Genomic DNA, 25,613 nt, shown 5'->3' with positions numbered 1-25,613 from the left:
ACTGTCTGCACAACTCAGGCCGTGGCACCGTCGGCGGGTGAGCCCTGGTTCCTTCCTCTTGGTCCACGCCGTACCGGTGTGGCCTCCGGAAGGACCGGGCCAGCGATCCGCGCACGCCGGGCCTACCGCGCACCGGCGAGCGTATTGTCGGCCGCACTGCCGACGCCACGGATTCACCACTTGCTTACGGGGGCGTTACATGCAGAGAATCCATTTCACCGCGGCAGATCTTGCCCGAACCCGGCTGCAGAGCACACTCGGACCTGTCGCCGAGGGCGTCTTCGCACTCGGTGTGCTCACTCAGTCCCGCAACGCCGACTACGCGCGATGGCGAGGCGACGTACTCGGCCGGCTGCGCGAGACCTCCTCCCTCAACAGACCGCTCGTCCCGCTGCTCCGGGCCCTCAAGGCGCCGGACGACCTGCTGTTCCTGCTCGACTCCTCGCCGGACGCGGACACTTCGGCGCTCGCCGCGCTGTCCATGACCCGTACGGACGCGGCCCGGCTGGCCGTGGACATGTGGCGGGCCGGGGTCGCCCCGTACTGGGACAGCATCCTGGAGCGGCTCGACAGCGAGTGCGACGCGCACGGACGTATCGCCATGACGGGCGGGGTCGAGCAGTTGCTCGCCACGCTGCACCCCCGGATCGTATGGAACCCGCCGGTGCTGGAGATACACGACGGGCTGGAGCTGGACGTCCACCTCAGGGGCCAGGGCCTGCTGCTCAACCCGTCGGCGTTCCTGCCGGGGCTGGTCGGCCGCGTCATCGCCGCAGAACGGGACAGCGACCAGCCCGCGTTGGTCTTCTCCGTACCGCCGGATGCCGCCGGTCTGTTCGCGATCCCGGACGACCCCGAGGTCACCGGCGGCCAGGCGCTCAGCGCACTCGTCGGCCAGACGCGCGCCGCCGCCCTGCGCGCCCTGACCAACACCTGCACCACCAGCCAGCTCGCCGCCCGGCTCGGTGTCTCCCCCGGCAGCGCGAGCCAACACGCCTCCGTACTGCGGGAGTCCGGGCTGATCACCACCCGGCGGGTACGGAACTGTGCCCTCCATTCGGTCACCCCGCTCGGAATGGCGCTGCTGGGCGGCCGGCTGAGGAAGGCCCCTTCCACGGCTCGTCTCGGTACGCGTCCGGCCTCCGTGAACTGAACCGCCGCGTCCGAGAACAGTAGGATCGATCCGTATTTCATCTCCACATGCTTTGGCGGTCGGCAAATGTCCCGGCCGGGAACATGAGAACTTCATATCCTGCCAGTGAATGCGGGACTGTTTGCCCGTCACATCGCTGTGCGCAGAATCAATCCCGCAAGAGACAACAACTGACAGCATGAAAGGGGAACGATCGTTATGAGCCACGCCATCACCTCCCTCCTCGGGTCGGACGCACCGGCGGCCGGCGGGCGTCATCTCGTCATCGAGGACCTCGACTCGATGCCCGAGCAGGGCGTCGCGCTGCTGAGCATCTGCATCAACGCCTCCCCCATCGCCCCGGCGTTCAACGGGCACGAGCAGCACCAGGGATGACCGAGGCGGGGGGAAGCGGGCGGCGGCCGTCCGCCGGCGACGGGGCGCGTCTTGGCTTCAAGAGCCATCTGCGCGCGACGGTCGTCCCGGGAGAGGCGGCCTATCTGGTGTCCCAGCGCGGTGTCACCGCGCTGTACGGGGACCACAGCGAAGTGCTGGTACCACTGCTCGACGGCACCCGCAGCCCTGACGGTGTGCTGCGTGACGCGGCTCCCGCGCTGAGTGCCGAGGAGGCCGCCGCCTCGCTGCGGGCCCTCGACGCGGCGGGACTGCTGCGGCTGCGCCCGGCCACGGCGGAGAGCTCCGCGGCGATAAAGGGCTCCACAGCGGTGGAGAGCCCGACCGCACCCCCCTGCCCCGATCGGGCCGCCGAGGCCTACTGGGATCTGGCCGGGCTGGACGGCGTACGTACGCTGGACACGCTCGCCCGGACGACGGTACGCCCGGTGGCCCTCACCGATGTCGACCTGGAGCAGGTCGGCGCCGCGTGCCGCGCCTCGGGGCTGACGCTCGCGCCTCCGGGCACCGAAGCGGACCTCTCGCTCGTCCTGTGCGACGACTATCTCTCCCCCGGGCTGCACGAGGTCGATGCCGGGCACCGCGCGGCCGGAACGCCCTGGCTGCTGGTGGGAGTGGGCTCCGCGGCTCCCTGGATCGGACCGGTCTTCCGCCCCGGCGAGGGCCCGTGCTGGCACTGCCTGGCGACCCGGCTGCGCGGTCACCGCTCCTCCGAGCGTCCCCTCCAGCGCGCGCTGGGCCTGGAGGGACCGCCGCAGCGACCGCCCGCCACACTGGCGGCGGGCAGGGCCATCGCCGTACAGCTCGCCGTGCTGGAGGCAGCGAAGTGGCTGGCGGGGATACGGACCGCCTCCCACGGCTCAGTGAACACACTGGACACACTGGGGCTGCACACCACGGCCCACCCCGTGGCGCGGCTGCCGCAGTGCGCGGCCTGCGGGGATCCCGGTCTGGTCGCCCGGCGCGTCGGCGCTCCGTTCGTACCGGTGTCACGGCCCAAGGCCGTACAGGACCTCAATGGCCACCGGGCGCTGACCCCCGCCCAGATGCTGGAGCGCTACGGCTCTCTGGTGGATCCCGTCACCGGAATCATCAAGGAGATCCGGCGCGCCCCGGGGAGCCCGGAGTTCGTCAACGCCTTTCTCTCCGGCCAGAATCTGGCCATGCGCAGCGGGACCCTGGCGGGGCTGCGGGCCGGGCTGCGCTCCCTCAGCGGCGGCAAGGGACTCACGGAAGCGGAGGCCCGTACGAGCGCGCTGGGTGAGGCGGTGGAGCGCTACAGCGGGACCCGGCAGGGCGACGAACCGGTGATCCATGACTCCTTCCACGCCCTGGGCGAGACGGCGATCCACCCCAACTCCTGCCAGCTGTTCGACGATCGGCAGCTGCGGGACAGGGACCGGTGGAACGCGGGCGGCTCCCGGCTGCACTACGTACCACCCCCGTTCGACACGCACCGCCCCACCGACTGGACCCCGGTGTGGTCGCTGACCGGACAGACCCAGCGACTGCTGCCGACCTCCATGCTGTACTTCGGCGAGGAGGAGGCACCGGATGGCCTGTGTGCCGACTCCAACGGCAACGCGGCCGGCAGCAGCCCCGAAGACGCCCTGATCCAGGGGTTCCTGGAGCTGGTGGAGCGGGACGCGGTGGCGCTGTGGTGGTACAACCGGACCCGGCAGCCGGGTGTCGATCTCGACGCGTTCGGGGAGCCGTACATCGAGCGGCTGCGCGAGGGTTACCGTACGGTGCGCCGCGAGGTGTGGGCCCTGGATCTCACCTCGGACTTCGGCATCCCCGTGATCGCGGCCCTGTCCCGGCGCACGGACAAGCCCGCCGAGGACATCGTCTTCGGCTTCGGTGCGCACTTCGACCCGCGGGTGGCGCTGCGCAGGGCCCTGACGGAAATGGGCCAACTGCTGCCCCTGGTCAGCGAGGTGACGCCCGAGGGCGGCGGCTACCGCGTCACCGATCCCGAGCCGCTGGAGTGGTGGCGGCACTCCACGGCCGCCAACCGCCCCTATCTGCGGGCGGATCGGGACGTGCCGGCCTTCGGGCCGCGCGACCTGCCCTACGCCCCGGCCGGCGATCTGCGGGAAGACATCACCGCCATCACGGAGTTGACGCGCTCGCGCGGGATGGACCTGCTGGTACTCGACCAGAGCCGACCCGATCTGGAACTCCCTGTGGTGAAGGTGATCGTCCCGGGGCTGCGGCCCTTCTGGCCACGGTTCGCGCCAGGACGGCTGTACAACACACCGGTGGAGCTGGGGAGACGCACCGAGCCCACCCCATACTCGCAGCTGAACCCCATACCACTATTCGTCTGACCACACGAGCGGATTCGTAAAGTCCGCGTAACGGAGCGGCGATTTCGTCCCGGCACCGCCCGATCTCAGCACATCCTTCACGACGATCACTTACGCTCTTCACGCAAGGAGGTTCGACGGGGAAGGCTGCGAAGACACACGATCATGCGAAGTCGCGACGACGGATCCACTGAGAATGTCCGGCCGGGGGAGAAGGACGAGGTGACGCGCGGCCCCACGACCCCACCGGATCTGCCGGCCCCTCAACTGGCCCGCGTCATCCTGACGATCGCTCTTCTCGGCTATCTGAGCGTCACCATCATCAATCTCGCGGGAGTGGACCACAGCGCCTTCTCCCTCACCGCGTCCCTCACCGGCATGCTGCTCATCTTCCTGCTGCAGCTGAGACATTCCAGTCCCAGGGCCCGCCGGGCCCCCACCTGGCAGAAGTCGGTGACGCTCGGCGCGCAGGCGCTGCTCACGTATCTGCCGATCGCGGCCTTCCAGTCCCAGTGGGGAGCGATGGCCGGTTTCCTCGCGGGGTCCCTGCTGCTCCTCCTGCCCGGCCGGCGTGCCTGGTTCGCCTATGGAGCGGTGGGGATCAGCATGCTCATCCCCCCGATCGTGGATCGGCTCCCGCTGCGGGAGGCGTTCTATCTGTGCCAGTCGACGCTGCTGACCGGACTGGTCGTGTACGGGCTCTCGCGGATGGCGGAGCTCGTCCGGGCGCTGCACGACACCCGGGTCGAGTTGACCCGTATGGCGGTCACGCAGGAACGGCTGCGGTTCGCACGGGACTTGCACGATCTGCTCGGCTACAGCCTCTCCGCGATCACACTGAAGAGCGAGCTGATCCACCGGCTGGTGCCGACGCATCCGCGGCGCGCGATGGACGAGATCAGCGAAGTCCTGGCGATCTCACGGCAGTCGCTCGCCGATGTGCGTACGGTCGCCAGCGGGCTGCGCGGGCTCTCGCTGGAACAGGAGCTGGGTTCGGCGCAGTCCCTGCTCTCCGCCGCGGATGTGAGGGTGCGGGCCACCATCCGGCTCGGGAAGATCAGCCAGCAGGTCGACACCGTACTCGCCGCGGTGCTGCGGGAGGCGATCACCAATCTGCTGCGGCACTCACGCGCCTGTGTCTGCGACATCGAGGCCGTCCAGGAAGGCGGGCTGGTACGGCTGTCCGTGTCCAACGACGGTGTCGACCCGGCGTACCGCGACTCCTCGCCGCACAGCGGCAGCGGTCTGGGGAACCTGGAGACGCGGCTGCGGGCCGTGTCGGGCCGGCTCTCCGTCGCACGCGGCGCCGACGGGACGTTCCAGCTGACGGCCGAGGCGCCCGCCCATCTGATCAGAGGAGTGCCCGATGTGGACGACGACATCTACGCCCGGGGCTCCGCGGCCTGAGGGCTGGGACGTGCCCTGCTGGATCCGGGGAGGAGACCCCATTCATGGCCATACGCATTCTGCTGGCCGAAGACATGAACATGGTCCGCGGAGCGCTGGTGGCTCTGCTGAACCTGGAGAGAGATCTCAAGGTCGTCTGTGAACTGGAGCGCGGCGACCATATCCTGCCGGCCGCGCTGGAGCACCGCCCCGATATCGCGATCATCGATATCGATCTGCCCGGGATCGACGGACTGACGGCGGCCGCCCGGCTGCGGGAGTCGCTGCCCGAGTGCCGGACCCTGATCCTCACCAGCCTGGGCCGGCCGGGAACGCTCCGGCGCGCGCTGTCGGCGCAGGTCTCCGGCTATCTGCTCAAGGACGCGCCGCCCCAGGAACTGGCCACCGCGGTACGGCGGGTGGTCGCCGGCCACCGGGTGATCGACGCGCAGCTCGCGCTCTCGGCATGGGACGGCGCCGAGTCGCCGCTGACCGAGCGGGAGACAGAGGTGCTGCGGAGGGCGGCGGAGGGGTCGGAGGCCAATGAGATCGCCCGGGAGCTGCATCTGTCACCGGGCACCGTACGGAACTATCTGACGACGATCGTGGCCAAGCTCAACGCGCGGAACCGGGTGGACGCGATCAGGATCGCGCAGGAGGCGGACTGGCTGCTGTAGCAGCCGTAGGCGCGCGCTCAGGCGATTCAGGCGATGTCATCGAGGCCGCCGCCGAAGTCTTCCACCGGTACGGCCATTCCGGCCGCGGCCAGATACTCGATGATGTCCTGGGTCACCGCTCCCGGCAGCGGCAAGGCGGCCGACGCCTGGTCCGGGGTGATGGGCCAGGCCAGCATGCCGACCACCCAGGCCGCCTCGGGCCGGTGCAGCAGCACCCGGTGCGGTGAGCCCACCGACTCCAGCGCGAACCCCGCCGCCTCCAGCGTGAACGACACCCCGCGCGGCATCCGGACGGGGCGCTTCGGCGGCAGCCGTACGGGGGTGAAGGGTGCGGGCCGGGCGACCGGGAACACCGAGAGCAGCGGCCCTTTGAGATCGTCCAGGCCGAGCGTACGGACCACCAGGTGGGAGAGCCGCTTCAGCACCGGCAGCAGGACCAGATACGTATGGGCCCGGGGCACGATGCTGCCCGGCCGGGGTTCGAGATTGGCGAGGAGAACGGGCCCGAGCTGCATCCGGCGCAGCGCCTCGTGGACGACCGGATGCGCGTCTCCGATCCGCTCGGTCCCCCACCGCCCGGTCAGGACGAGCGTCTGACCGCCGGCTTCCGTGGCGACGGCGACATCCTCGCTCAGCGACCAGAGGTTCACTGTTCGATGCTCATCCGCCGTTCCCAATGCAGCCCCTCGTTTTGAAACGGCCATGTACCGATCAGTATGTGGGGGTCGGCGAGGCCCGGGGGAGCGAGAACGTCACGAATACCACGTGGAGATTTCACGCGGGCGCGCGAGCGCGGCGCCTTGCGGAATGGCCGGGCGCCCCCCACCGTTGTTCGAATATGTACGCAGACACGGATACGATCCGCAAGATCCTCACGCAGAGCGGCGACACCTGGGCCGTGGTCGGACTGTCCAACAACCCGTCCCGCGCGGCCTACGGCGTCGCGGCGGTGCTCCAGCGCTTCGGCAAGCGCGTCGTGCCGGTCCACCCGAAGGCCGAGCCGGTCCACGGCGAGCAGGGCTACGCCTCGCTGGCCGACATCCCCTTCCCGGTCGATGTCGTGGACGTCTTCGTCAACAGCGACCTGGCGGGCGGGGTCGCGGACGAGGCGACGGCGATCGGGGCGAAGGCCGTCTGGTTCCAGCTCGGCGTGATCGACGAACAGGCCTACGCCCGCACCCGCGCGGCCGGCCTCGACATGGTCATGGACCGCTGCCCCGCCATCGAGATCCCGCAGCTCGGCTGACGCGCACGCTCGGCCGACCCCGCCCCTTCGCCTGACGCGCCGCGTCCGGGACTCCTTCCCGTGACGCGGTCAGACGCCCAGGCCCTCCAGAACCACCGCGCCCGGCAGTCCGCCGAAGATCTTGCCCGGGACGATCAGCTTGCCGCGGCGCCGGCCGCTGCCGATCAGGACCCATTCGGTGTCGAGCACCGCCGAGTCCACCAGCAGCGGCCAGGACGCGGGCAGTCCGATCGGGGTGATTCCTCCGTACTCCATGCCCGTCTCGCCGACAGCGGTGTCCATCGCGGCGAACGAGGCCTTGCGCGCGCCCAGTTGTCTGCGGACCACACCGTTGACATCGACGCGCGTGCGCGAGAGCACGACACACGCCGCGAGCGTCGACTCGCCGCCCCGCTTGCCCGCCACCACCACGCAGTTCGCGGACTGGCCGAGCAGTCCGGGGCCGTAGTGCTCGGCGAAGACCGCCGTGTCCGCGATCGCGGGGTCGGTGTCGACGTACACCAGTTGTTCGGCCGGTATGCCGCCCTGCCACCCGCGTACGGCGTCGGCGACGGGCGGCGTCAGTTCTTCGAGGCAGTCAGGGGCGGGTCTGGCGTTGTCGAAGGGTCCGAGGGGAGCGCGCATGGATATCACGCTAACAGCCGCCCCGTCACCACGAACCGGGCGTCTCAGCGTACGGGCGGGATCGACACGGACATGATCATCTCGACCGTATCGGCGCCTTCGTTGCGGTAGACGTGCGGCACATTCGCCTCGAAGGCCGCCGAGGCGCCCGCCGGCACGGTGTGCGGTTCGCCGTCGACCACAAGGGTCAGTTCCCCGGCGGTCACATGGAGCAGTTCGGTGGTGCCCGGCGGATGCGGGTCGGAGGCGCAGGCCTCCCCCGGCCGCAGGATCCATTCCCACAGTTCGAGTGGTCCGCGGGCCTCGGTGCCGACCAGCAGCGTGGTGCGGCTGCCCGCGGGCGTGGACCACATCCGTACGGCCTGGCTCTCCGGCACGATCCTGACCTGTGGGCCCTGCTCGTAGTCGAGGAGGGTGGTGATCGAGACGCCGAGCGCGTCGGCGAGCTTGACGGTGGTGCCGACGCTGGGGTTGGTACGGGCCTGCTCGATCTGGATGATCATGCCGCGGCTGACCCCCGCCCTGGCCGCCAGGGCGTCGAGGGTGAAGCCCCGTTCACCGCGCCAGCGCTTGAGATTGCGGGCGAGCGACTGCGTGAGCTGGTCGAGGTCCGACACGTTCCGTCCAAATATATTCAATGGAATAGCTCAATGGACTGTACTGCGGTGTAGTGCACCCCATCGTTCATCGCACTGTACTGCGAAGCCCCGCATGACCCCGCCACTCGCGGCCGATGTGACCGTATGGTTGGCTGAAAGCAGTTGACCACACCGGGCCTCAACGGGCCATCAGCGGGCATCCGGAGCAGCGAACGGACATCGGCGTCCCGGCTTCGGGCAGGGCAGACACGGTGTTATGCGCATATGGCAGGGGCTTCAGCGGTTCTTTCTATCTACCATGCCTCCCCTGGCCGGTGGGTGACTTCGGGACGAACTCCTCCGTTGAGTGGGCTCCGGCCGTTCTCTGTGTTCCATGGGCGCGTGGCCTGGTTAGCATGAGCGCCACATGTGGTGTGGAAGATCACCGTCCCCATCGGTGTCAGATCCCGCCCGTGCGGCCGAAGCGCGCTGGTCGGCCGGTCTTTATCCCCCGCACTCAAGCACCAGAGGGACCGCGGAATGTCAGTGCCTGTCGCCCCCCGCCCGCGCCGCATACGCAGGGCACGGTCTCTGCCGCTCGCCGTACCCCTGGGCCTGCTGGTGGTGGCCGCCGCGGCGGGAGGCGCCGTGGCCGCGACGGCGCCCGCGGCGGCCCGTACCTGGGTGGCCGCCACCGTCGCCGTCGCCTGGGGGTGCCTGGCGGTCACGGCCGTCACCGCCGCGCTGCTGCTGCGCCGCGGCCGGCGCGGCGCGGTCGCCGCCGAGCACGAGACGCGGGCGGCGCAGTCGCGGCTGACCCAACTCGGCGCGGAATCCGCGCATCTGCTGAACGTCACGCTCCCCGCGGTGGTCAAGAGAGTCCACGACGGCGCGAGCGCCGACGAGACGCTGGAGTCCACCCCGGCACCGTCCGATCCCCAACTGCGGCGCCTGCTGGAGATGTTCACCACCGAGGTCGCCGGCTCCGCACAGCGCGCGGCCGACGCGGCCGACGAGCGCGAGAGAGCCCACGCCCAGCTGACGCGGGCGGCCGACGAGCTGGATCTGCTCACCAGCAAGACGCTTCCCGACGCGCTCGGCGGGCTGCGCACCGGCGGCTCCGCGGACACCGTACTCGGCACCATCGAGCCGCCCTCCGATCCGCGGCTGCGGGTCCTGCTGGACACGGTGGTCAGGGACTTCGCCACCAGCGAGCGACGGGCCGCGGCGGCGCAGGCGGCCAGCGCCAAGGCGCTGAGCCGGGTGCAGGCGAAGGCCGTGAGCATGCTCGCGGATCTGCGCGAGATGCAGGACCGGTACGGCGAAGAGGTCTTCGGGGATCTCCTCAGGCTCGACCACAACACCTCACAGCTCGGACTGCTCACCGACCGGCTGGCCCTGCTGATGGGCGGCCGCGCGAGCCGCGCCTGGAACAAGCCGATCGGCATGGAGAGCATCCTGCGCGGCGCGGTGGGCCGGATCGCCGCGTACCAGCGGGTCAGGCTGCACTGTTCGAGCAGCGCCGCGATCGCCGGATTCGCCGCCGAGCCCGTGATGCACCTCCTCGCCGAACTCATGGACAACGCGGCGAACTTCTCCCCGCCGATCGACGAGGTCCATGTCTATGTCGAGGAGCGCACCGCCGGGATCGTCGTGACCATCGAGGACAGCGGGCTGAAGATGGCCGCCGCCGCGATGCGCCGCGCCGAGGAGTCCGTCTCGGGACGGGTCACCGACCTGGCGATGCTCCAGGGCACCCGGCTCGGGCTCGCGGTGGTCGGCCGGCTGGCCGCCAAGTACCACATCAGTGTCAACTACCGGCCGTCGTCCCGTGGCGGTACGGGCGTCGTGGTGCTCTTCCCGCCGCAGCTGATGGCCCAGCAGCGCGGTATGGCCCCGGAGCAGTCTCTGCGGCGTCCGGCCCCGGAGGCGACGCTCCCCGCCACCCCGCCGGTCGCCTCAGGCCCGCGGGCCACGGCGGACCCGTCGGCCCCGCACCGCTCGCCTGCTCCGGCCGCCCCGCCGGTCTCTCCCGTACCGCCCGCCCCGTCCGCCCTGGTGGACGGCCCCCGCGTGGCGACGCCCAACGGTCTGCCGGTCCGCCCGCCCGGCCGCACCATGGCCGCCGCCGACCGCGGCCGGCCGCAGCCGGAGTCGGAGAGCGAGGGCGCACGGCCGGGCCGCGACGCGGGCTCCCAGTTCGGGGCCTTCCACCGTGCGCGCCGCGCCTCGGAGGGCCGCTCGACCACCGTCGGCCACACCGACGACGCGCCCGGAACCGGCGGTACGAACGGACCTGACGGTACGTCCGGGACCCCGGCCGAGTAAGGGCCGCCCTCTCCCCGTACGGCGCCCGGGGTCTTGGCGCCCTTCCCCACCCGGAACGCGAGATTGGAGGCACGGGCAGGTGACCGGTCCGCCCGGTACCACCCGCCCCACGCACACCATGCAGACCACTGACAACAGCCTGACCTGGCTCCTTGAGAGCCTGTTGGAACGCACCCCCGGCACCCGGCACGCCCTGGTCCTCTCCCGTGACGGGCTGAAGCTCTGCTGGAGCCGTCATCTCACCCTCGACCAGGCCGACCAGCTGGCGGCCATCTGTTCCGGCATCCAGGCGCTCGCCCAGGGCGCCTCGGTGGAGTTCGGCAACGGCACCGGCGGCGTACGCCACTCGATGACCGAATTCCACGGCGGGCTGCTGTTCATCGTGGAGGCCGGTGACGGAGCGCATCTCGCGGTCGTGGCCGAGGACGGCGCCGACCCGGGTGTGGTGGGCCATCAGATGACCGAGCTGGTCGAGCAGATCGGTGAGCATCTGCGGGCCGAGCCGCGCGGGGTGGTCCAGGAGAGTTCTCCGTCATGACCCCCCGCCGGCCCGTCGACACCGGAGATCCCGACCGGCTGTACACCGTCACCGGTGGCCGCAGCCGGGTCGACGACGACTCGTTCGATCTGGTCACCCTGATCGTCAGCGAGTGCGAACCGACAGCGGGGATGCAGTCGGAGCATGTCCGGATCCTGGAACTGTGCCGTCATCCCACGGCGGTCGTCGAGGTCTCCGCGGAGCTGAGGCTGCCGGTGACGGTGGTACGGATCCTCCTCGGTGATCTCCTCGCGACGGGCCGGATCACCGCCCGGCATCCCCGTGCGGCACGCTCCGCCGAGCTGCCCGACTCCGCCCTTCTGAAGGAGGTGCTCCTTGGACTCCGCAACCTCTGAGCTTCCCGCCCGTACCCCGCTGGCCGACGCCGCCGAGACCGGTCTGAAGATCGTCATCGTGGGCGGATTCGGGGTGGGCAAGACCACCCTCGTACGGTCGGTGAGCGAGATCCGGCCGCTCAACACCGAAGAGGTCATGACACAGGCCGGGATCGGTGTCGACGAGACCGCCGGGCTGACCACCAAGACCACCACGACCGTGGCCTTCGACTTCGGCCGGATCAGCCTCAACGATCGTATGGTGCTCTATCTGTTCGGGGCGCCCGGACAGGAGAGATTCTGGTTCCTCTGGGACCGGCTCTTCTCGGGCACGCTGGGCGCGGTCGTGCTGGTCGACACCCGGCGGATGAGCGAGTCCTGGTACGCGATCGACCGGCTGGAGCACCACAGGACACCGTTCGTGGTCGCGGTCAACCGGTTCGACGACGATGTCTCGGCCTTCTCACTGGCGGAGATCCGGCAGGCGCTCTCGCTGCCGGATCATGTCCCGCTGATCGACTGCGACGCGCGGGTGCGTTCGTCCGGCAAGAGCGTACTGATCAACCTCGTGGACCACCTCTACGAACTGGCCATGGCCCGGGAGATGACCCCATGACCGATCCCGCAGCCCCCTCCCCCGACCAGGCCGTCCCGCCGCCCGGCTGCCCCGCGCACGCCGGCGCGCAGGAGGACGCTGTCGCGCTGAGCGGCCTGGAGTACCAGCAGACCCCGTCCCAGCTGTACCGCACGCTGCGCAGGGAGCACGGCGCGATCGCGCCCGTCGTGCTCGACGGGGGCATCCCCGCCTGGCTGGTGCTCGGCTATACCGAGGTCTCGTACGTCACCAGCCACGACGAGCTGTTCGCCCGTGACTCACGGCGCTGGAACCAGTGGCCGTCGATCCCGCCCGACTGGCCGCTGATGCCGTTCGTCGGCTATCAGCCGTCGGTCATGTTCGCGGAGGGCCCGGAGCACCAGCGCAGGGCCGGTGTGATCACGGAGGCGCTGGAGGCCATCGACCAGTTCGAACTGGCCCATACCTGCCGTGAGATCGCCGAGGGGCTCATCGACGGCTTCGCCGGCAGCGGGCAGGCCGAGCTGATGAGCGCGTTCGCGCACGCGCTGCCGATGCGGGCCGTGGTCCGGCTCTGCGGAATGCCCGCCGACGGCGTGGACACCGATGATCTGGTCCGCGATCTGCGCATCTCGCTGGACGCCGCCGAGGGCGATGACCCGGTCGCCGCCTATGTGCGGGTGATGGAGCGGATGCAGCAACTGGTCAAGGACAAGCGGGACCACCCGGGGCCCGACATCACCTCGCGGATGCTGAGCCACCCGGCCGGGCTGACGGACGAGGAGATGGTCGTCGACCTGATCACCGTCATCGCCGCCGCGCAGCAGCCGACCGCCAACTGGATCTGCAACACGCTGCGACTGCTGCTGACCGACGACCGGTTCGCGCTGAACGTGTCCGGCGGCCGGCTCAGCGTCGGGCAGGCGCTGAACGAGGTGCTGTGGCTGGACACGCCGACGCAGAACTTCATCGGGCGGTGGGCGGTGCGCGACACACAGCTCGGCGGCCGGCACATCAAGGCGGGCGACTGTCTCGTCCTGGGGCTCGCCGCGGCCAACACCGATCCGCAGATCTGGCCGGAGGGTCATATCGGCCCGGAGAACTCGGCGCATCTGTCGTTCAGCAACGGTGAGCACCGCTGCCCCTACCCGGCCCCGCTGCTCGCCGATGTCATCGCGCGCACCGCGGTCGAGACGCTGCTGGAGCGGCTGCCTGACGTGGTGCTCGCGGTCGAGCCGTACGAGCTGAAGTGGCGGCCGTCCATCTGGATGCGGGGGCTGACCGCGCTGCCGGTGAGCTTCACCCCCGTCGTGCAGTAGCGGCGCCGTACGGCCGGTCGCCGTCGGCGCGCGTTCCCTCGCGGCGTACGGCCGCCGGGCCCGGAAACCCCGGGCCCGGCGGGTGCCGTCAGCCCTTGGCGGGAGTGAACCGCACGGGCAGCGTCTGCGGTCCACGGGTGAACACGCCCTGCTCGACCGGGTCGAACCCGTCGGCGAGCCGGATGTCCGGCATGGCGTCGAGCAGTTGGTTGACGCCGGTCTCGACCTCCGCCTTCGCCAGCAGGGCGCCGACGCAGAAGTGCCGTCCGAGCGCGAAGGCCAGATGGTCGGCCGCCGCGGAGAACGCGGTCGTCGTGGTCAGATCCTCCCGGAAGATATTGAAGCGGTCCGGCTCCTGGTAGCGCGAGCCGTCACGGTTGGCGGCGCCGATCAGACAGGTGACCGTGGCTCCCTCCGGTATGGTCCCCCCGCTCACCTCGACCTCCTTGGCCGTCTGCCGCATGATCATGTGCACCGGCGGGGTGAACCGGAGCGTCTCCGCGAAGGCCCGGTCGATCAGCGCCCGGTCCTGCTGTACGGCCGCCAGCTGGTCGGGGTGGAGCAGCAGATTCGCGAAGACGCTGGCGATGGCCTTGTCGGTGGTCTCCCCGCCGGCGGCCAGCAGCAGGCTGCAGAACGCCTTGATGTCCTCGTCGCTCATCCGTACGCCGTCGACCTCGGCGGCGCAGAGCGTGGAGAGCAGATCGTCCCCGAGGTTGTCGCGCCGGTCCTGGATGATCGGCAGCATGTACTCCGCGAACTCTACGCGCGTACGCTCGCCGGCCGCCGCGACCTCCGCGTCGCCGGAGAGGTTGCCCAGGAAGGCGATGACCGCGGTGTACCAGCCGTGGAACCGGGCGTGGTCGGCCTTGTCGAGGCCCAGCATGTCCGCGATGACATTGACGGGGAAGCGGGTGGCGTAGTCCGTCACCAGATCGGCGGATCCGGTGTGCCGGAAGGCGTCGATCAGTTCACGGGAGTTGCGGTCGATGACCGGCAGGAACTTGTCGCGCAGATCGCTGCCGCGGAAGGCCGGGGCGACCAGCGCCCGGCGTACCGCGTGCTCCCGGCCGCTCATCTGGAGGATCGTCTTGCCGTGCACCGGCTCGATCTGCCAGTCGTAGTTGTCGGTGGTGAACACCGACTCCTTGTCCTTGAAGGCGCGTTCGACATCCTCGTAGCGCGAGATGATGTAGCTCTTCGTGGCCTCGTGCCAGATGAGCGGCGCGCTCTCCCGCATCACGCGATAGGCCGGATACGGATTCTCGGCGAACTCGGCCGACAGGATGTCGGGGACCTGATGTGCGGTGGCCATGGAGCTCCTTGGTCAGTACTGGCCCGATCAATAACGGGCGACTCCACCAAGGTTATTGATCAACCGTCATCAGATACAGCCATTCTCCTGGCCGACCTGAGCTCTGTGCGCCAGGAGCGGTCGCTTACGGTGTAACTCCGATCAGCACGGAGGAGACGTCATGACGGCACGGCCACTGATCACCGGCGTGGGCGGAAAGGCCCCCGGCATCGACCCCGCCGCGTTCACCGCGCCGACGTCCGTGGTGGTCGGCGATGTCACCGTCGCGGCGGGTGCGAGCGTCTGGTACCACACCGTGCTCAGGGCCGACTGCGGGCCGATCGTGGTGGGCGCCGACAGCAATATCCAGGACAACTGCACCCTGCACTGCGATCCCGGCTTCCCGCTCACGGTCGGCGAGCGCGTCTCGGTCGGTCACAACGCGGTGCTGCACGGCTGCACGGTCGAGGACGATGTACTGATCGGCATGGGCGCCACGGTCCTCAACGGCGCGCATATCGGCGCGGGGTCACTGGTCGCGGCGCAGTCGCTCGTACCGCAGGGCATGCGGGTGCCGCCGGGCTCGCTGGTCGCGGGCGTGCCCGCCAAGGTCAAGCGTGAGCTGACCGAGGAGGAGCGGGCGGGGATCAGGCTGAACGCGGCGGGCTATCTGCAACTGGCGAAGGCGCACCGCGAGACTCACGGTCTCTAGGTACTAGTCCGCGGCGGGTACGGGATCCGGCTCGCCAGCCGACGGCTTCGGCTCCGCGGCCTTCTTGGCGCGGTTCCTGAGAACGAGCATGGACGCGATCCCGATCAGCACCGCGAGCAGCAGACCGAGCCAGGAGAAGCGCTTGAGCCAGGCCTCGGCGACCACACCCACCGAGTAGACGACGGCGGTCGTACCGCCCGCCCAGACGATGCCGCCCAGGATGTTGGCGATCAGGAACTTCCAGTACGGCATGCGCAGGACGCCCGCGAGCGGCCCGGCGAAGATCCGCAGCAGGGCGACGAAGCGGCCGAAGAAGACGGCCCACATGCCCCACTTCTGGAACGACCGCTCCGCCATGGCGATCTGGGCCTCGCCGAAGTGCTTGGGGAACTTCGCCCCGAGCCGGGCGAGCAGCGGCCTGCCGCCCTTGCGGCCGATGGCGTAGCCGATCGAGTCACCGATGATCGCCCCGGCGGTGGCGCAGGCGCCGAGGATGTACGGGTTGATGTCGCCGTGCTGCGAGGCGAGCAGCGCCGAGCTGACGAGGACGATCTCACCCGGCAGCGGGATACCGAGGCTTTCGAGCCCGATGACCACCCCTACCAGGAGGTAGACGCTGACCGCGGGGACGGTCTCCAGCCACTCCTGGACGTGCAACGCCGGTTCCTCTCATTTGCTTCCGCTGCCCGGCGTGCGCCTGGCCAGGCGCACGCCGGGCAGCCTACCTGGTGGGCGGGTGAGGTCAGGAATTCGGGCGGAGCGTCCAGACCACGGTCATCTCTCCGGTGACCGCTCCGTCCTCCCGGGTGAGGGTGACGGCCACCGGGAATTCCGGCCGCTCTCCGGCGTCCAGCTCCGCGACGACGTCCGGCACGGGCCGGCCCAGCGTGGCGGTGGCCGTGACGATCCCCTTGGCAAGTTTCTTGTAGCCGATTTCCGCCGTGACAGCGAGCGGGACCGCACGCTGGAGTTGGTCGCCGAAGGCGGCGAGCACGATGGCGCCGCTCGCCGACTCGGCGAGGGTGAACATCGCTCCGGCGTGCGGTCCGCCGACGTGGTTGTGGTAGTCGGGCCGGTCGGGCAGCCGGAGGACAGCCCGTTCCGCCGTGGTCTCCAGAAACTCCAGTCCCAGGGTCCTGACCATGGGAACGGTGGCGGCGAGCAGCTCGCCGACGGACATCTGATCTGTGGTCATGGAGCCCGATGTTACCTGCGAGTAGCGGAGCTTCACCATCCCCTGACGGGGCGGACGTGGCAGCCGTCGCGGGGCCCCTCTATCGTTACTCGCCATGTGGCCAGGACAGCAGCCGCCCGGGGGCGAGCAGAACCCGCAGGACCAGAATCCCAATCCGTACCAGCAGCCGGGGTACCAGCAGCCGAATCCCTATCAGCAGCCGGGGTATCAGCAGCCGGGCTACCCGCCGCAGCAGCCCGGACAGGAACAGCCGGGGTACCAGCAGCAGCCCGGCTATCCGCAGCAGGGATACCAGCAGCCCAACCCGTACCAGCAGCCGACGGTGCCGCAGTACGCCGTACCGGGCCGGCCCGGTCCCTCCGGTCCCGGACCGGACAAGAAGAAGAACACGACGGTCATCGCTGTCGTCGCCGCCGCGGTGGTCGTGATCGCCGCCGCGGGCACCGCGTTCTTCGTGATGGGCGGGGACGACAAGAAGACCGACAAGGCCGCCGACGACGCCAAGGCGTCCTCCTCAGCGTCCCCGTCCGAGGAGCCGTCCGCCGCCCCGTCCGCCGACAACCCCCGGGACGGCTCCGCCGCCGAGCCGACCATCGAGGGCTGGAAGGTCGTGACGAACCCCAAGCACGGGACGCAGTTCGACGTTCCGGCCGACTGGGAGGTCAGCAAGCCGGGCGTGATATCCGGCTTCGAGGACGTCAAGAAGGGAGACGGCTCACCCGCCATCACCTTCTCCGCGCCCGCCTTCTACAAGTCCAAGTGGTGCTCCCAGGACACCGACAAGGACGGCAAGATGGAGGACAGCAGCCTCGGCGGCACCGGCACCAAGGGCGGCAGGGGCGCCAAGGACACGGCGTCGGCCGCGCAGAACGAGGCGGGCAGCTGGGTCTGGGCCGCGTACGCCCAGGAGGAGCCCGAGGCGTCGCTCAAGGAGAAGGTGAACGTCAGCAAGTCCGAGGCGTTCACCACCACGACCGGGCTCAAGGGCCACTTCGCGACCGCGGCGACCACGGGTCTCACCAAGAAGAACAAGTGCGACACCGACGGCAAGTCGATCGCCTTCACCTTCGCCAACGCCAAGGGCGACTTCTCGACCTGGGTGCTCTACGCCAACAAGGGTGTGCCGGACGAGATCCCGGACGAGACGATCAAGAGGATCATGAGCACTGTCCGGCTGGCCGGGGCCTCCTGACGGGAAGGTGACAAAACCGGTTGGCAAGGGGGACCATCCGCGGGGATAGTCCCCGGGTGACCTCTCCCCCCGACGCCGACGCCGGCCCGCGACGCCCCCGCCGCCCTCACCGTCCCCCGTGGGCCGGCCGTAACTACACACTGCTGACCGCCGCGGCGATCGCCACCAATCTGGGCAGCCAGGGCGCGCTGATCGCCTCGGCGTTCGCGGTGCTGGAGTCGGGCGGCGACGCGGGCGACGTGGGGCTGGTGGCGGCGGCCCGTACCGTTCCGCTCGTTCTCTTTCTGCTGGTCGGCGGGGCGCTGGCGGACCGGCTGCCCCGGCACCGGGTGATGGTCGCCGCCAACGCCGTCAACTGCGTCTCGCAGGGCACCTTCGCCCTCCTGGTCCTGACGGGCGACCCGCGGCTGTGGCAGATGATGGCGCTGGCCGCGCTGGGCGGTACGGGCCACGCCTTCTTCAGCCCGGCTTCCGAGGGCATGCTGATGTCCAGCGTCAAGGGCGAACAGGCGGGCCGGGCCTTCGCGCTCTACCGGATGTCGATGCACGGCGCCGGGATCGGCGGCGCCGCCCTGGGCGGGGCGCTCATCGCGGTGATCGGCCCCGGCTGGGTGCTGGCCGTCGACGCCGCCGCCTTCCTGGTGGCCGGGGCGCTGCGCGCCTTCCTCGATGTCAGCCATATCCCGCCGCGCGAGCCCGGCGGCGGGATGGTCGCCGATCTGCGCGACGGCTGGCGGGAGTTCATCGGCAGACCGTGGCTCTGGACGATCGTCGTCCAGTTCGCGGTGGTCAACGCGGTCGTCGTGGCGGCCGAGTCGGTGTACGGGCCGCTGGTCGCCCGCGACGAACTCGGCGGGGCGGGCCCCTGGGGTCTGGCACTCGCCGCCTTCGGCGCGGGCACCGTGGGCGGCGCGCTGGTGATGATGCGCTGGAAGCCGCGCCGGCTGCTGCTCGCGGGCACGCTCTGCGTCTTCCCCCTCGCCCTGCCGTCCGCCGGGCTCGCGGTGCCGCTGCCCGGTGCGGGGCTGATGGTGGTGATGTTCCTGACGGGGCTCTCGGTCGAGGTCTTCGGGGTGTCCTGGATGACCGCGCTGCATCAGGAGATCGCCGAGGAGAAGCTCTCCCGGGTCTCCGCGTACGACATGCTCGGCTCGATCGGGATGATTCCGGTGGCCACCGCGCTCGCGGGACCGGCGGAGAGCGCCTTCGGGCGCACCTACGCGCTGTGGGGCTGCTCGGCGCTGGTCATCGTGCTGACGGCCGCGGTCCTGACCGTGCCGGACGTACGCCGGCTGACGCGGCGGACCACCACACCGGCGGCGGGGACGCGGAAGGTTACGGAGACCGGCGCCGTGTCAGCCGATGCTGAAGGCGCCGTCGGGCGGGCGGGGTGACGGGACGGCGCCGCTGTCCCGTACCGGGCTCGCGTCCCCGATGAACCGCCGGAGCGACGCGCCGTGTTCGACCCGGGCGGGGAAGGCGTCGGCGGCGGTACGGCGGGCCAGGGCCGCCGTGTCGATCTCCGTGTGCGAGGCGACCAGCACGGCGTTGCCGAAGCGGCGGCCACGGAGCACGGCGGGCTCCGCGATCAGCGCCAGTTCCTCGAACACCGTGGCGAAGGTGGCCAGTTGGGAGCGGAGGAAGCCGAAGGGCGCCCCGTCGGCGAGATTCGCGGCGTAGACCCCGTCCGTACGCAGCACCCGCGCGGCCTCGCGCGCGTACTCGACGGAGGTGAGATGGGCGGGCACCCGCGAGCCGCCGAAGACATCGCCGACGAGCACGTCCACGGAGCGGTCCTGGGCGGCTTCGAGCCAGTGGCGTGCGTCCGCGCCGTGCACGGTGATGCCGGTGCCGTCCGGTATCGGCAGCAACTCCGCGACCAACGCCAGCAGTCCCGTGTCCGCCTCCACCACACACTGCGTGGAGCCGGGCCGAGTGGCGGCCACATAGCGAGGAAGCGTGCAGGCCCCGCCGCCGAGGTGGAGCACGGTCAGCGGATCGCCCTCGTCGCCCGCGCGGTCCACGACATGGGCGAGGCGCCGTACGTACTCGAACTCCAGATGGGTCGGTTCGTCGAGGTCGACATAGGACTGGGGCGCACCGTCGACCGTCAGCAGCCAGGCACGCTCCCGGTCCACATCGGGCAGCAGCTTGGCGGTGCCGCTGTCCACGGCGCGCATGACGGGGATCGCTTCGTTCACGCTCCCATTGTGCGCCGCCCGCGCACTCGCTTTCGGCCTCAGCCGGCCAGGACGGCGGCGACGGCCTCGGCGTGGGCGGCGGCCTGTGCCAGGCCCGCGCGGGCGGCGGGGGCCCGGCGGGCGGGGTCCAGACGGTTACGGCCCATGGCCTTCCTGGCGGCGGAGCCGGGGGTGATGACCTCGACCCGCGCGCCCGCCGCGGTCAGCGCCGCCGCCTGGGCGCTCGGCGCGGCGATCACCTTGTTGCCGGAACCGGTGGGCGAGATGACCACGACCCGGTCGTATCCAGCGGCCAGCTGGACATTGGCGGGCGAGTACACGCCTCCGTCGATCCATTTCCGGCCCTCGATGGTCACGGGCGGCCAGGCGACGGGGACCGCGCTGCTCGCCGCCACGGCGTCCACGAGCGGTACACCGCTGTCCTTGTCGAAGATCCTCAGCTCCCCCGTGACCGCGTCGACCGCCGTGACGGCGAGCGCCCGTGCGGGCCAGCTGTCGCTCCCGACCCGCCGGGCGATCACGGCCCTGCGCTGCTCCTCGGGGACGGTGGGGGCGGCGAGCGCCAGGGCGCCGAGCTTCTGTCCGTACTCCTCGGGCGTACGCGAGGTGAGCAGGGCGCGCGCGTAGCGCAGGATCGCGCCGGGGCGCAGACGCCCGGGTATCTCGAACTCCTCGCCGCTGATCTGCTGTTCGTAGAGTGCGTCGATGCCGTGCGTCCCGGCGGCGAGCTGGGCGCCGAGCGCGGCACCCGCGGAGGTGCCGATCACCAGATCCACCGCGGCCGGATCGGTCCCGGCGAGCGCGAGGCCGTGCAGCACTCCGGTCATCCAGCCGATTCCGGTGACTCCACCGCCGCCCAGGACCAACGCCGTGCCCGCCATGCGCTCCGCCTCTCCCCCCGGGCCGGCCGCTTGCCGGACGGCGCCACAGAGGCAGTCTCGCAAACGGCCTCGCGCCCGCCTCCCCGGGGTACGGGGCGACGGGCGCGGGCCGCGTGGAGTGCGGGGCGTCACAAGCCCGGCCCGGCGGACGCGGTCAGAGCAGGGACGTGACCGTACCGGCGCCGACCGTACGGCCGCCCTCGCGGATCGCGAAGCCGAGCCCCGCCTCCAGCGGGACGTCACGGCCCAGCTCCACGGTCAGCGTGACCGTGTCCCCGGGGCGTGCGACGGCCGTCTCGCCCAGGTCGATGTCACCAACCACATCCGCCGTACGGATATAGAACTGCGGCCGGTAGCCACTGGTGACCGGGGTCGTCCGCCCGCCCTCGCGGGCGGAGAGGACGTACACCTGCGCGGTGAAGCGCCTGCTCGGTACGACACTGCCCGGCGCCGCCACCACATGGCCGCGGCGGACCGCGTCGCGCTGCGTGCCGCGCAGGAGCAGCGCGACATTGTCCCCGGCCTCGGCGGACTCCATCGGCTTGCCGAAGGTCTCCAGCCCGGTGACGACCGTCTCGATACCCGCGCCGAGCACGTCCACGCGGTCGCCGACCCGTACCGTGCCACGCTCGACGGCGCCGGTGACGACCGTGCCGCGCCCGGTGATGGTGAGGACGTTCTCCACCGGGAGCAGGAATGGCGCGTCCGTGTACCTGACAGGCATCGGCACATACGTGTCGATCGCGTCGAGCAGCGCCTCCACGGCCCCCGTCCAGCGCGGGTCGCCCTCCAGCGCGCGCAGCCCGGAGACCCGGACGACGGGCGCCGCGTCGCCGCCGTACCCGTGCTCGGTGAGCAGTTCGCGCACCTCCAGCTCGACCAGGTCGGTCAGCTCGTCGTCGCCCGCGTCGGCCTTGTTGAGGGCGACGACGATGTGGTTGACGCCGACCTGGCGGGCGAGCAGGACATGCTCGGCGGTCTGCGGCATGATCCCGTCGAGCGCGGAGACGACGAGGATCGCCCCGTCGAGCTGGGCCGCGCCCGTCACCATGTTCTTGATGTAGTCGGCGTGGCCCGGCATGTCCACATGCGCGTAGTGCCGGGTGTCGGTCTCGTACTCGACGTGCGAGATGTTGATGGTGATCCCGCGCGCGGCCTCCTCCGGGGCCCGGTCGATCCGGTCGAACGGCACGAACGTGCCGGTCCCCCGGTCGCTGAGGACCTTGGTGATGGCGGCGGTCAGGGTGGTCTTGCCGTGGTCGACGTGACCCATGGTGCCGATGTTCAGATGCGGCTTGGTGCGCACGTATGCCGTCTTGGGCATGTTCGCGTGGTTCCTTCCCGGAACTCGAAGCGTGAGAGGGACCCCCGGGCCTTGCCGACCCTCCCCCTGCGGGGTCCGCCGGACGATCCGGGAAGGGTCAGCTTCGGGCGCCGCCGAGGGGCGCTGCGGGCGCCGCCGCGACTGCCGCCGCAGGGGGCGCGGTCGCGGTGAACGCCGCCGCGCAGGCCGCGTACGCGAGGGAGAGCCCGGCGAGGAAACCGGCGGGGAAACCGGCAGCCTTCGGCGCGTCCGCGACTGCGGACGGCGCTGCGGGGAAGGCGTACCGGAACATGTCGCCGATCCTGGACCATGGCCACTGTTCACGTCGAATGGTTTTCTCCGCCACGGGAGTTCATATGTGTCGGTTAGCATCCCCGAATGCTCGACACCGTCCCCAGGCCGCTCCCCAGGCCGGCCCCCGAGCCTTCACCGGGCCTCGCTGTCCGCTGTTTCCGGGCGCTGCTCTCGCCCTGGTCGCGGTTCGCCCTGCTCGTCGCCGTGCTGGGTGCGGCGGGCGCGGCGGTGCTGCTGTACGAGCCGCAGAAGCTCCTCGCCGACGGCTGGCCGCCGCAGTTCAGCGGCGCGACGGCCGTGGTGCTGTTCGCCGTGGCGTACGGGCTGTGCGCCGTCGCGTTCGTACCCCGTCCGCTGCTCAGCCTCGCCGCGGGCGCGCTCTTCGGGTCGGCGTTCGGGCTGCTCGCCGCGGTCGCGGGGTCGGTACTGGGCGCCTGGATCTCCTTCGGGCTCGTCCGCTTCCTCGGGCAGGGGGCGCTGCGGCCGCTGCTGCGGGGCCGCTGGCTGACGGCGGCCGACGGACAGCTGAGCAAGCACGGCTTCCGGTCGATGATGGCGCTCCGGCTCTTTCCCGGGGTGCCGTTCGCCGCGGCCAACTACTGCGCCGCCGTCTCACGTATGCGCTGGGCGCCGTTCCTGCTGGCGACCGGGATCGGAACCATCCCCAACACCGCGGCCTATGTGATCGCGGGCAGCGAGGCGTCGTCCCCGACCTCGCCGATGTTCCTGATCGCGACGGGGTTCATCGTGCTCACCGGGGTGGCCGCGGCGGTCGTCGCCTGGCGTCAGCGCCACCGCCTCCGCCGCCGCTGATCTCATCTCACCGCGTATCGCGGCGCGTCACGGCGCGAGCCCGAGGTCGCCGCCGGGCGGCGGTGCGGAGAAGCGCGCCACATCGGCGTCCGTCACCTCCGTCAGTTCCCTCGGCGACCAGCGGGGCCTGCGGTCCTTGTCGATGACCTGGGCCCGGATGCCCTCCTGGAGATCGGGGAAGGTCAGCGCGGCGCACGAGGCGCGGTACTCCTGGTCGATCACCTGCTCCAGCGTGGCCGTCCGCCGGGCCCGGCGGACCGCGACGAGGGTGGCCTTCAGCGCGGTGGGCGAGCGGGTGAGCAGCGTCTCGGCGGCGTCCTTCGCCGCCGGCTCCCCGCTGCCGCGCAGACGGTCGATGATCTCCTCCACCGAGCCGGCCGTATAGCAGGAGTCGATCCACTCGCGGTCCGCGTCGAGCCGCCCCTCCGGCGCGGTCGTCCCGTACCGGCGCGCGATCTCCCGTACGTCCGCCGCCTCCCGCACCTCGGGCCCGGCGAGCGCGGCGCGCAGGTCGCCCAGCCTGTCGGAGGGTACGAAGTGATCCGCGAGCCCGCACAGCAGGGCGTCCGCCGCGCCGATCGTCTGGCCGGTGAGGGCGAGATGGGTGCCCAGCTCGCCGGGCGCCCGGGAGAGCAGATAGGTCCCGCCGACGTCGGGGACCAGCCCGATCGCGGTCTCGGGCATGGCGACGGCCGACCGTTCGGTGACGATCCGTACGCTGCCGTGCGCCGAGACGCCGACGCCGCCGCCCATCACGATGCCGTCCATCAGCGCGACATACGGCTTGGGGTAGCGGGCGATCCGGACATTGAGCCGGTACTCGTCACGCCAGAAGGCGGGCGAGGCGCCCGCGCCGGTGCGCGTGTCCTCGTGGATCACGCGGATGTCGCCACCGGCGCAGAGCCCGCGGTCACCGGCGCCGGAGATGACCACGGCCGTGACGTCGTCGTCGCCCTCCCACGCGGCCAGCGCCTCGTCGATCGTCCGCACCATGGGGTGGGTGAGGGCGTTGAGAGCGCGGGGCCGGTTGAGGGTGAGGTGGGCCGTGCGGCCCGCGCGGGCGGTCAGTACCGGTTCGTCGTGGGCCATGCTCTCGCTGGTTCCTTCCCTGGGCGGACGCGTCGGTCTGGTCGCGCCCGTCCAGTATGGACACGCTGATCCGGGGGCCTCTCACCGGTCGGATCACTCACCGGCCTGGGGCCGCCAGGCCCTGTCTGACAAATCGAGCCCCGCCCTCCGGGCGGACGGCGCTATTTGTCAGACAGGGCCAGCGCCTCGATGATCCGTTCCGCGGCGAGCGTCGCGGTCAGCGTCCCGTCCCGTACCTCCCGCTCCAGCGCGGGCGCCAGCTCCCGTACGCCCGGGTGCTCGCGCAGCCGGTCCAGGAGGTGGTCGCGGACCATCGCCCACGTCCAGTCGACCTGCTGGTCCCGGCGTTTGTCCGTCAGCCGGCCGTCGGCGCCGAGCACCGCGCGATGCTGTTCGAGCCGTTCCCATACGGTGTCGAGGCCGCTGCCCTCCCGCGCGCTGCAACTGAGCACCGGCGGCGTCCAGGCCGCGTCCACGGGGTGCATCAGCCGTAGCGCGCCCGCGAGTTCGCGCGCGGCGGAGCGAGCGTCGTGTTCGTGCGGGCCGTCGGCCTTGTTGACGGCGATGACGTCGGCCAGTTCGAGGACGCCCTTCTTGATGCCCTGGAGCTGGTCGCCGGTACGCGCCAGGGTGAGCAGCAGGAAGGAGTCGACCATATTGGCGACGGTGGTCTCGGACTGGCCGACCCCCACCGTCTCGACGAGCACCACGTCGTAGCCGGCGGCCTCCATGACGATGATGGTCTCGCGGGTCGCCTTGGCCACGCCGCCCAGCGTGCCCGCGGTCGGCGAGGGCCGTACGAACGCCGCCGGGTCGACCGCGAGCCGTTCCATCCGGGTCTTGTCGCCCAGGATGGAGCCGCCCGTCCTGCTGGAGGACGGGTCGACGGCGAGCACCGCGACGCGGTGGCCGAGACCGGTGAGCAGCGTGCCCATCGCGTCGATGAACGTGGACTTGCCGACGCCGGGGACCCCGCTGATGCCGATCCTGCGGGCCTTCCCGGAGTGCGGCAGCAGCTCGGTCAGCAGCTCCTGGGCGAGCCTGCGGTGGTCGGGGCGGGTGGACTCCACGAGTGTGATGGCACGGGCGATATACGAACGGGAGCCGTCCAGAACGCCCTTGGCATAGCTGTCGATGTCGATCCGTGGGGGCACGCGC

27 protein-coding genes are annotated in these 25,613 nt (G+C 70.9%); 15 read left to right on the top strand and 12 right to left on the bottom strand.

The window, feature by feature from the left end; translation table 11 throughout:
- Window positions 1–199: 199 nt before the first annotated feature.
- From IF11_RS0120615 to IF11_RS0120595, 5 genes are all read left to right on the top strand, one after another.
- A complete protein-coding gene (locus IF11_RS0120615) occupies window positions 200–1,153 on the top strand; it encodes an ArsR/SmtB family transcription factor (RefSeq protein WP_051746090.1) in 954 nt (317 codons plus the stop codon).
- Between the two features lie 198 nt (window positions 1,154–1,351).
- Entirely contained in the window at window positions 1,352–1,528 is a 177-nt protein-coding gene (locus IF11_RS41375) for a hypothetical protein (protein WP_165840677.1), read from the top strand.
- A complete protein-coding gene (locus IF11_RS0120605) occupies window positions 1,525–3,876 on the top strand; it encodes a TOMM precursor leader peptide-binding protein (RefSeq protein WP_030353140.1) in 2,352 nt (783 codons plus the stop codon). The genes IF11_RS41375 and IF11_RS0120605 overlap by 4 nt, the downstream gene beginning before the upstream one ends.
- 126 nt (window positions 3,877–4,002) lie before the next feature.
- Window positions 4,003–5,262, top strand: coding sequence for a sensor histidine kinase (locus IF11_RS0120600; RefSeq protein ID WP_420894619.1), 1,260 nt, complete (start codon window positions 4,003–4,005; stop codon window positions 5,260–5,262).
- 44 nt (window positions 5,263–5,306) lie between these two features.
- Window positions 5,307–5,918 (top strand): response regulator transcription factor, encoded by a 612-nt coding sequence (locus IF11_RS0120595; protein ID WP_030353138.1) that lies wholly within the window; start codon window positions 5,307–5,309, stop codon window positions 5,916–5,918.
- 26 nt (window positions 5,919–5,944) lie between these two features.
- On the opposite strand, the gene IF11_RS0120590 is transcribed toward IF11_RS0120595, so the two are convergent.
- Window positions 5,945–6,568: an NADH oxidase gene (locus IF11_RS0120590; RefSeq protein ID WP_240627814.1), complete on the bottom strand. Its 624-nt coding sequence runs from the start codon at window positions 6,566–6,568 to the stop codon at window positions 5,945–5,947.
- A 188-nt stretch (window positions 6,569–6,756) separates the two neighbouring features.
- Between IF11_RS0120590 and IF11_RS0120585 the strand changes: the two genes are divergently transcribed.
- Entirely contained in the window at window positions 6,757–7,164 is a 408-nt protein-coding gene (locus IF11_RS0120585) for a CoA-binding protein (RefSeq protein WP_030353136.1), read from the top strand.
- Between the two features lie 69 nt (window positions 7,165–7,233).
- On the opposite strand, the gene IF11_RS0120580 is transcribed toward IF11_RS0120585, so the two are convergent.
- Together IF11_RS0120580 and IF11_RS0120575 are read right to left on the bottom strand one after the other, a co-directional pair.
- Window positions 7,234–7,788 (bottom strand): YbaK/EbsC family protein, encoded by a 555-nt coding sequence (locus tag IF11_RS0120580; protein WP_030353135.1) that lies wholly within the window; start codon window positions 7,786–7,788, stop codon window positions 7,234–7,236.
- 44 nt (window positions 7,789–7,832) lie between these two features.
- Window positions 7,833–8,405, bottom strand: a complete 573-nt coding sequence (locus tag IF11_RS0120575) for a helix-turn-helix domain-containing protein (protein ID WP_030353134.1) — start codon at window positions 8,403–8,405, stop codon at window positions 7,833–7,835.
- A gap of 501 nt (window positions 8,406–8,906) precedes the next feature.
- Between IF11_RS0120575 and IF11_RS0120570 the strand changes: the two genes are divergently transcribed.
- From IF11_RS0120570 to IF11_RS0120550, 5 genes are all read left to right on the top strand, one after another.
- Complete coding sequence (locus tag IF11_RS0120570) at window positions 8,907–10,694, top strand: ATP-binding protein (protein ID WP_051746087.1); 1,788 nt, start codon at window positions 8,907–8,909, stop codon at window positions 10,692–10,694.
- 118 nt (window positions 10,695–10,812) lie between these two features.
- Entirely contained in the window at window positions 10,813–11,232 is a 420-nt protein-coding gene (locus IF11_RS0120565; protein WP_030353132.1) for a roadblock/LC7 domain-containing protein, read from the top strand.
- On the top strand, window positions 11,229–11,588 hold the full coding sequence (locus IF11_RS0120560) for a DUF742 domain-containing protein (RefSeq protein WP_030353131.1): 360 nt from the start codon (window positions 11,229–11,231) through the stop codon (window positions 11,586–11,588). Before IF11_RS0120565 ends, IF11_RS0120560 begins: the two co-directional genes overlap by 4 nt.
- A complete protein-coding gene (locus IF11_RS0120555; protein WP_030353130.1) occupies window positions 11,569–12,183 on the top strand; it encodes a GTP-binding protein in 615 nt (204 codons plus the stop codon). Before IF11_RS0120560 ends, IF11_RS0120555 begins: the two co-directional genes overlap by 20 nt.
- The gene (locus IF11_RS0120550) at window positions 12,180–13,460 is read left to right on the top strand and encodes a cytochrome P450 (RefSeq protein WP_030353129.1); all 1,281 of its coding nucleotides are present in this window, start codon (window positions 12,180–12,182) and stop codon (window positions 13,458–13,460) included. The genes IF11_RS0120555 and IF11_RS0120550 overlap by 4 nt, the downstream gene beginning before the upstream one ends.
- A gap of 88 nt (window positions 13,461–13,548) precedes the next feature.
- On the opposite strand, the gene IF11_RS0120545 is transcribed toward IF11_RS0120550, so the two are convergent.
- The gene (locus IF11_RS0120545; RefSeq protein ID WP_030353128.1) at window positions 13,549–14,775 is read right to left on the bottom strand and encodes a cytochrome P450; all 1,227 of its coding nucleotides are present in this window, start codon (window positions 14,773–14,775) and stop codon (window positions 13,549–13,551) included.
- 160 nt (window positions 14,776–14,935) lie between these two features.
- Here IF11_RS0120545 and IF11_RS0120540 point away from each other — a divergent pair, with 160 nt between their 5' ends.
- A complete protein-coding gene (locus IF11_RS0120540; protein WP_030353127.1) occupies window positions 14,936–15,466 on the top strand; it encodes a gamma carbonic anhydrase family protein in 531 nt (176 codons plus the stop codon).
- A 3-nt stretch (window positions 15,467–15,469) separates the two neighbouring features.
- Here IF11_RS0120540 and IF11_RS0120535 read toward each other — a convergent pair whose 3' ends face one another.
- On the bottom strand, window positions 15,470–16,123 hold the full coding sequence (locus tag IF11_RS0120535; protein WP_030353126.1) for a DedA family protein: 654 nt from the start codon (window positions 16,121–16,123) through the stop codon (window positions 15,470–15,472).
- An 85-nt stretch (window positions 16,124–16,208) separates the two neighbouring features.
- The gene (locus IF11_RS0120530) at window positions 16,209–16,646 is read right to left on the bottom strand and encodes a DUF4442 domain-containing protein (RefSeq protein ID WP_030353125.1); all 438 of its coding nucleotides are present in this window, start codon (window positions 16,644–16,646) and stop codon (window positions 16,209–16,211) included.
- A gap of 109 nt (window positions 16,647–16,755) precedes the next feature.
- Here IF11_RS0120530 and IF11_RS0120525 point away from each other — a divergent pair, with 109 nt between their 5' ends.
- Together IF11_RS0120525 and IF11_RS0120520 are read left to right on the top strand one after the other, a co-directional pair.
- Window positions 16,756–17,853: a DUF8017 domain-containing protein gene (locus IF11_RS0120525; RefSeq protein WP_030353124.1), complete on the top strand. Its 1,098-nt coding sequence runs from the start codon at window positions 16,756–16,758 to the stop codon at window positions 17,851–17,853.
- A gap of 56 nt (window positions 17,854–17,909) precedes the next feature.
- The gene (locus tag IF11_RS0120520) at window positions 17,910–19,247 is read left to right on the top strand and encodes an MFS transporter (RefSeq protein WP_030353123.1); all 1,338 of its coding nucleotides are present in this window, start codon (window positions 17,910–17,912) and stop codon (window positions 19,245–19,247) included.
- Here the strand turns inward: IF11_RS0120520 and IF11_RS0120515 are convergent.
- From IF11_RS0120515 to IF11_RS0120500, 4 genes are all read right to left on the bottom strand, one after another.
- On the bottom strand, window positions 19,209–20,054 hold the full coding sequence (locus IF11_RS0120515) for a spermidine synthase (RefSeq protein ID WP_030353122.1): 846 nt from the start codon (window positions 20,052–20,054) through the stop codon (window positions 19,209–19,211). The two genes, IF11_RS0120520 and IF11_RS0120515, sit on opposite strands and share 39 nt — an antisense overlap.
- 38 nt (window positions 20,055–20,092) lie before the next feature.
- Window positions 20,093–20,935 (bottom strand): patatin-like phospholipase family protein, encoded by an 843-nt coding sequence (locus IF11_RS0120510; RefSeq protein ID WP_030353121.1) that lies wholly within the window; start codon window positions 20,933–20,935, stop codon window positions 20,093–20,095.
- Between the two features lie 154 nt (window positions 20,936–21,089).
- The gene (tuf, locus tag IF11_RS0120505; protein WP_030353120.1) at window positions 21,090–22,259 is read right to left on the bottom strand and encodes an elongation factor Tu; all 1,170 of its coding nucleotides are present in this window, start codon (window positions 22,257–22,259) and stop codon (window positions 21,090–21,092) included.
- 97 nt (window positions 22,260–22,356) lie between these two features.
- Window positions 22,357–22,551: a hypothetical protein gene (locus IF11_RS0120500; RefSeq protein ID WP_030353119.1), complete on the bottom strand. Its 195-nt coding sequence runs from the start codon at window positions 22,549–22,551 to the stop codon at window positions 22,357–22,359.
- 86 nt (window positions 22,552–22,637) lie between these two features.
- On the opposite strand from IF11_RS0120500, the gene IF11_RS0120495 reads away from it, so the two are divergent.
- Window positions 22,638–23,366, top strand: coding sequence for a TVP38/TMEM64 family protein (locus IF11_RS0120495; protein ID WP_030353118.1), 729 nt, complete (start codon window positions 22,638–22,640; stop codon window positions 23,364–23,366).
- A gap of 27 nt (window positions 23,367–23,393) precedes the next feature.
- Here IF11_RS0120495 and IF11_RS0120490 read toward each other — a convergent pair whose 3' ends face one another.
- Window positions 23,394–24,455, bottom strand: a complete 1,062-nt coding sequence (locus IF11_RS0120490) for an enoyl-CoA hydratase/isomerase family protein (RefSeq protein WP_030353117.1) — start codon at window positions 24,453–24,455, stop codon at window positions 23,394–23,396.
- Between the two features lie 161 nt (window positions 24,456–24,616).
- Window positions 24,617–25,609 (bottom strand): methylmalonyl Co-A mutase-associated GTPase MeaB, encoded by a 993-nt coding sequence (gene meaB / locus IF11_RS0120485; RefSeq protein ID WP_030353116.1) that lies wholly within the window; start codon window positions 25,607–25,609, stop codon window positions 24,617–24,619.
- Between the last annotated feature and the right edge of the window lie 4 nt (window positions 25,610–25,613).

This window comes from Streptomyces scopuliridis RB72 (assembly GCF_000718095.1).
Classification (GTDB): Bacteria; Actinomycetota; Actinomycetes; order Streptomycetales; family Streptomycetaceae; genus Streptomyces; species Streptomyces scopuliridis.
The sequence above is the reverse complement of the archived record's forward strand: the minus strand, read 5'-3'. Positions and strand labels throughout refer to the sequence as shown.

Coding starts and splice junctions, on each gene's coding strand:
- IF11_RS0120615 (WP_051746090.1), top strand. CDS start 200: ATGCAGAGAATCCATTTCACCGCGGCAGATCTTGCCCGAACCCGGCTG.
- IF11_RS41375 (WP_165840677.1), top strand. CDS start 1,352: ATGAGCCACGCCATCACCTCCCTCCTCGGGTCGGACGCACCGGCGGCC.
- IF11_RS0120605 (WP_030353140.1), top strand. CDS start 1,525: ATGACCGAGGCGGGGGGAAGCGGGCGGCGGCCGTCCGCCGGCGACGGG.
- IF11_RS0120595 (WP_030353138.1), top strand. CDS start 5,307: ATGGCCATACGCATTCTGCTGGCCGAAGACATGAACATGGTCCGCGGA.
- IF11_RS0120585 (WP_030353136.1), top strand. CDS start 6,757: ATGTACGCAGACACGGATACGATCCGCAAGATCCTCACGCAGAGCGGC.
- IF11_RS0120580 (WP_030353135.1), bottom strand. CDS start 7,788: ATGCGCGCTCCCCTCGGACCCTTCGACAACGCCAGACCCGCCCCTGAC.
- IF11_RS0120570 (WP_051746087.1), top strand. CDS start 8,907: ATGTCAGTGCCTGTCGCCCCCCGCCCGCGCCGCATACGCAGGGCACGG.
- IF11_RS0120565 (WP_030353132.1), top strand. CDS start 10,813: ATGCAGACCACTGACAACAGCCTGACCTGGCTCCTTGAGAGCCTGTTG.
- IF11_RS0120560 (WP_030353131.1), top strand. CDS start 11,229: ATGACCCCCCGCCGGCCCGTCGACACCGGAGATCCCGACCGGCTGTAC.
- IF11_RS0120550 (WP_030353129.1), top strand. CDS start 12,180: ATGACCGATCCCGCAGCCCCCTCCCCCGACCAGGCCGTCCCGCCGCCC.
- IF11_RS0120545 (WP_030353128.1), bottom strand. CDS start 14,775: ATGGCCACCGCACATCAGGTCCCCGACATCCTGTCGGCCGAGTTCGCC.
- IF11_RS0120540 (WP_030353127.1), top strand. CDS start 14,936: ATGACGGCACGGCCACTGATCACCGGCGTGGGCGGAAAGGCCCCCGGC.
- IF11_RS0120530 (WP_030353125.1), bottom strand. CDS start 16,646: ATGTCCGTCGGCGAGCTGCTCGCCGCCACCGTTCCCATGGTCAGGACC.
- IF11_RS0120525 (WP_030353124.1), top strand. CDS start 16,756: ATGTGGCCAGGACAGCAGCCGCCCGGGGGCGAGCAGAACCCGCAGGAC.
- IF11_RS0120510 (WP_030353121.1), bottom strand. CDS start 20,935: ATGGCGGGCACGGCGTTGGTCCTGGGCGGCGGTGGAGTCACCGGAATC.
- tuf (WP_030353120.1), bottom strand. CDS start 22,259: ATGCCCAAGACGGCATACGTGCGCACCAAGCCGCATCTGAACATCGGC.
- IF11_RS0120500 (WP_030353119.1), bottom strand. CDS start 22,551: ATGTTCCGGTACGCCTTCCCCGCAGCGCCGTCCGCAGTCGCGGACGCG.
- IF11_RS0120495 (WP_030353118.1), top strand. CDS start 22,638: ATGCTCGACACCGTCCCCAGGCCGCTCCCCAGGCCGGCCCCCGAGCCT.
- IF11_RS0120490 (WP_030353117.1), bottom strand. CDS start 24,455: ATGGCCCACGACGAACCGGTACTGACCGCCCGCGCGGGCCGCACGGCC.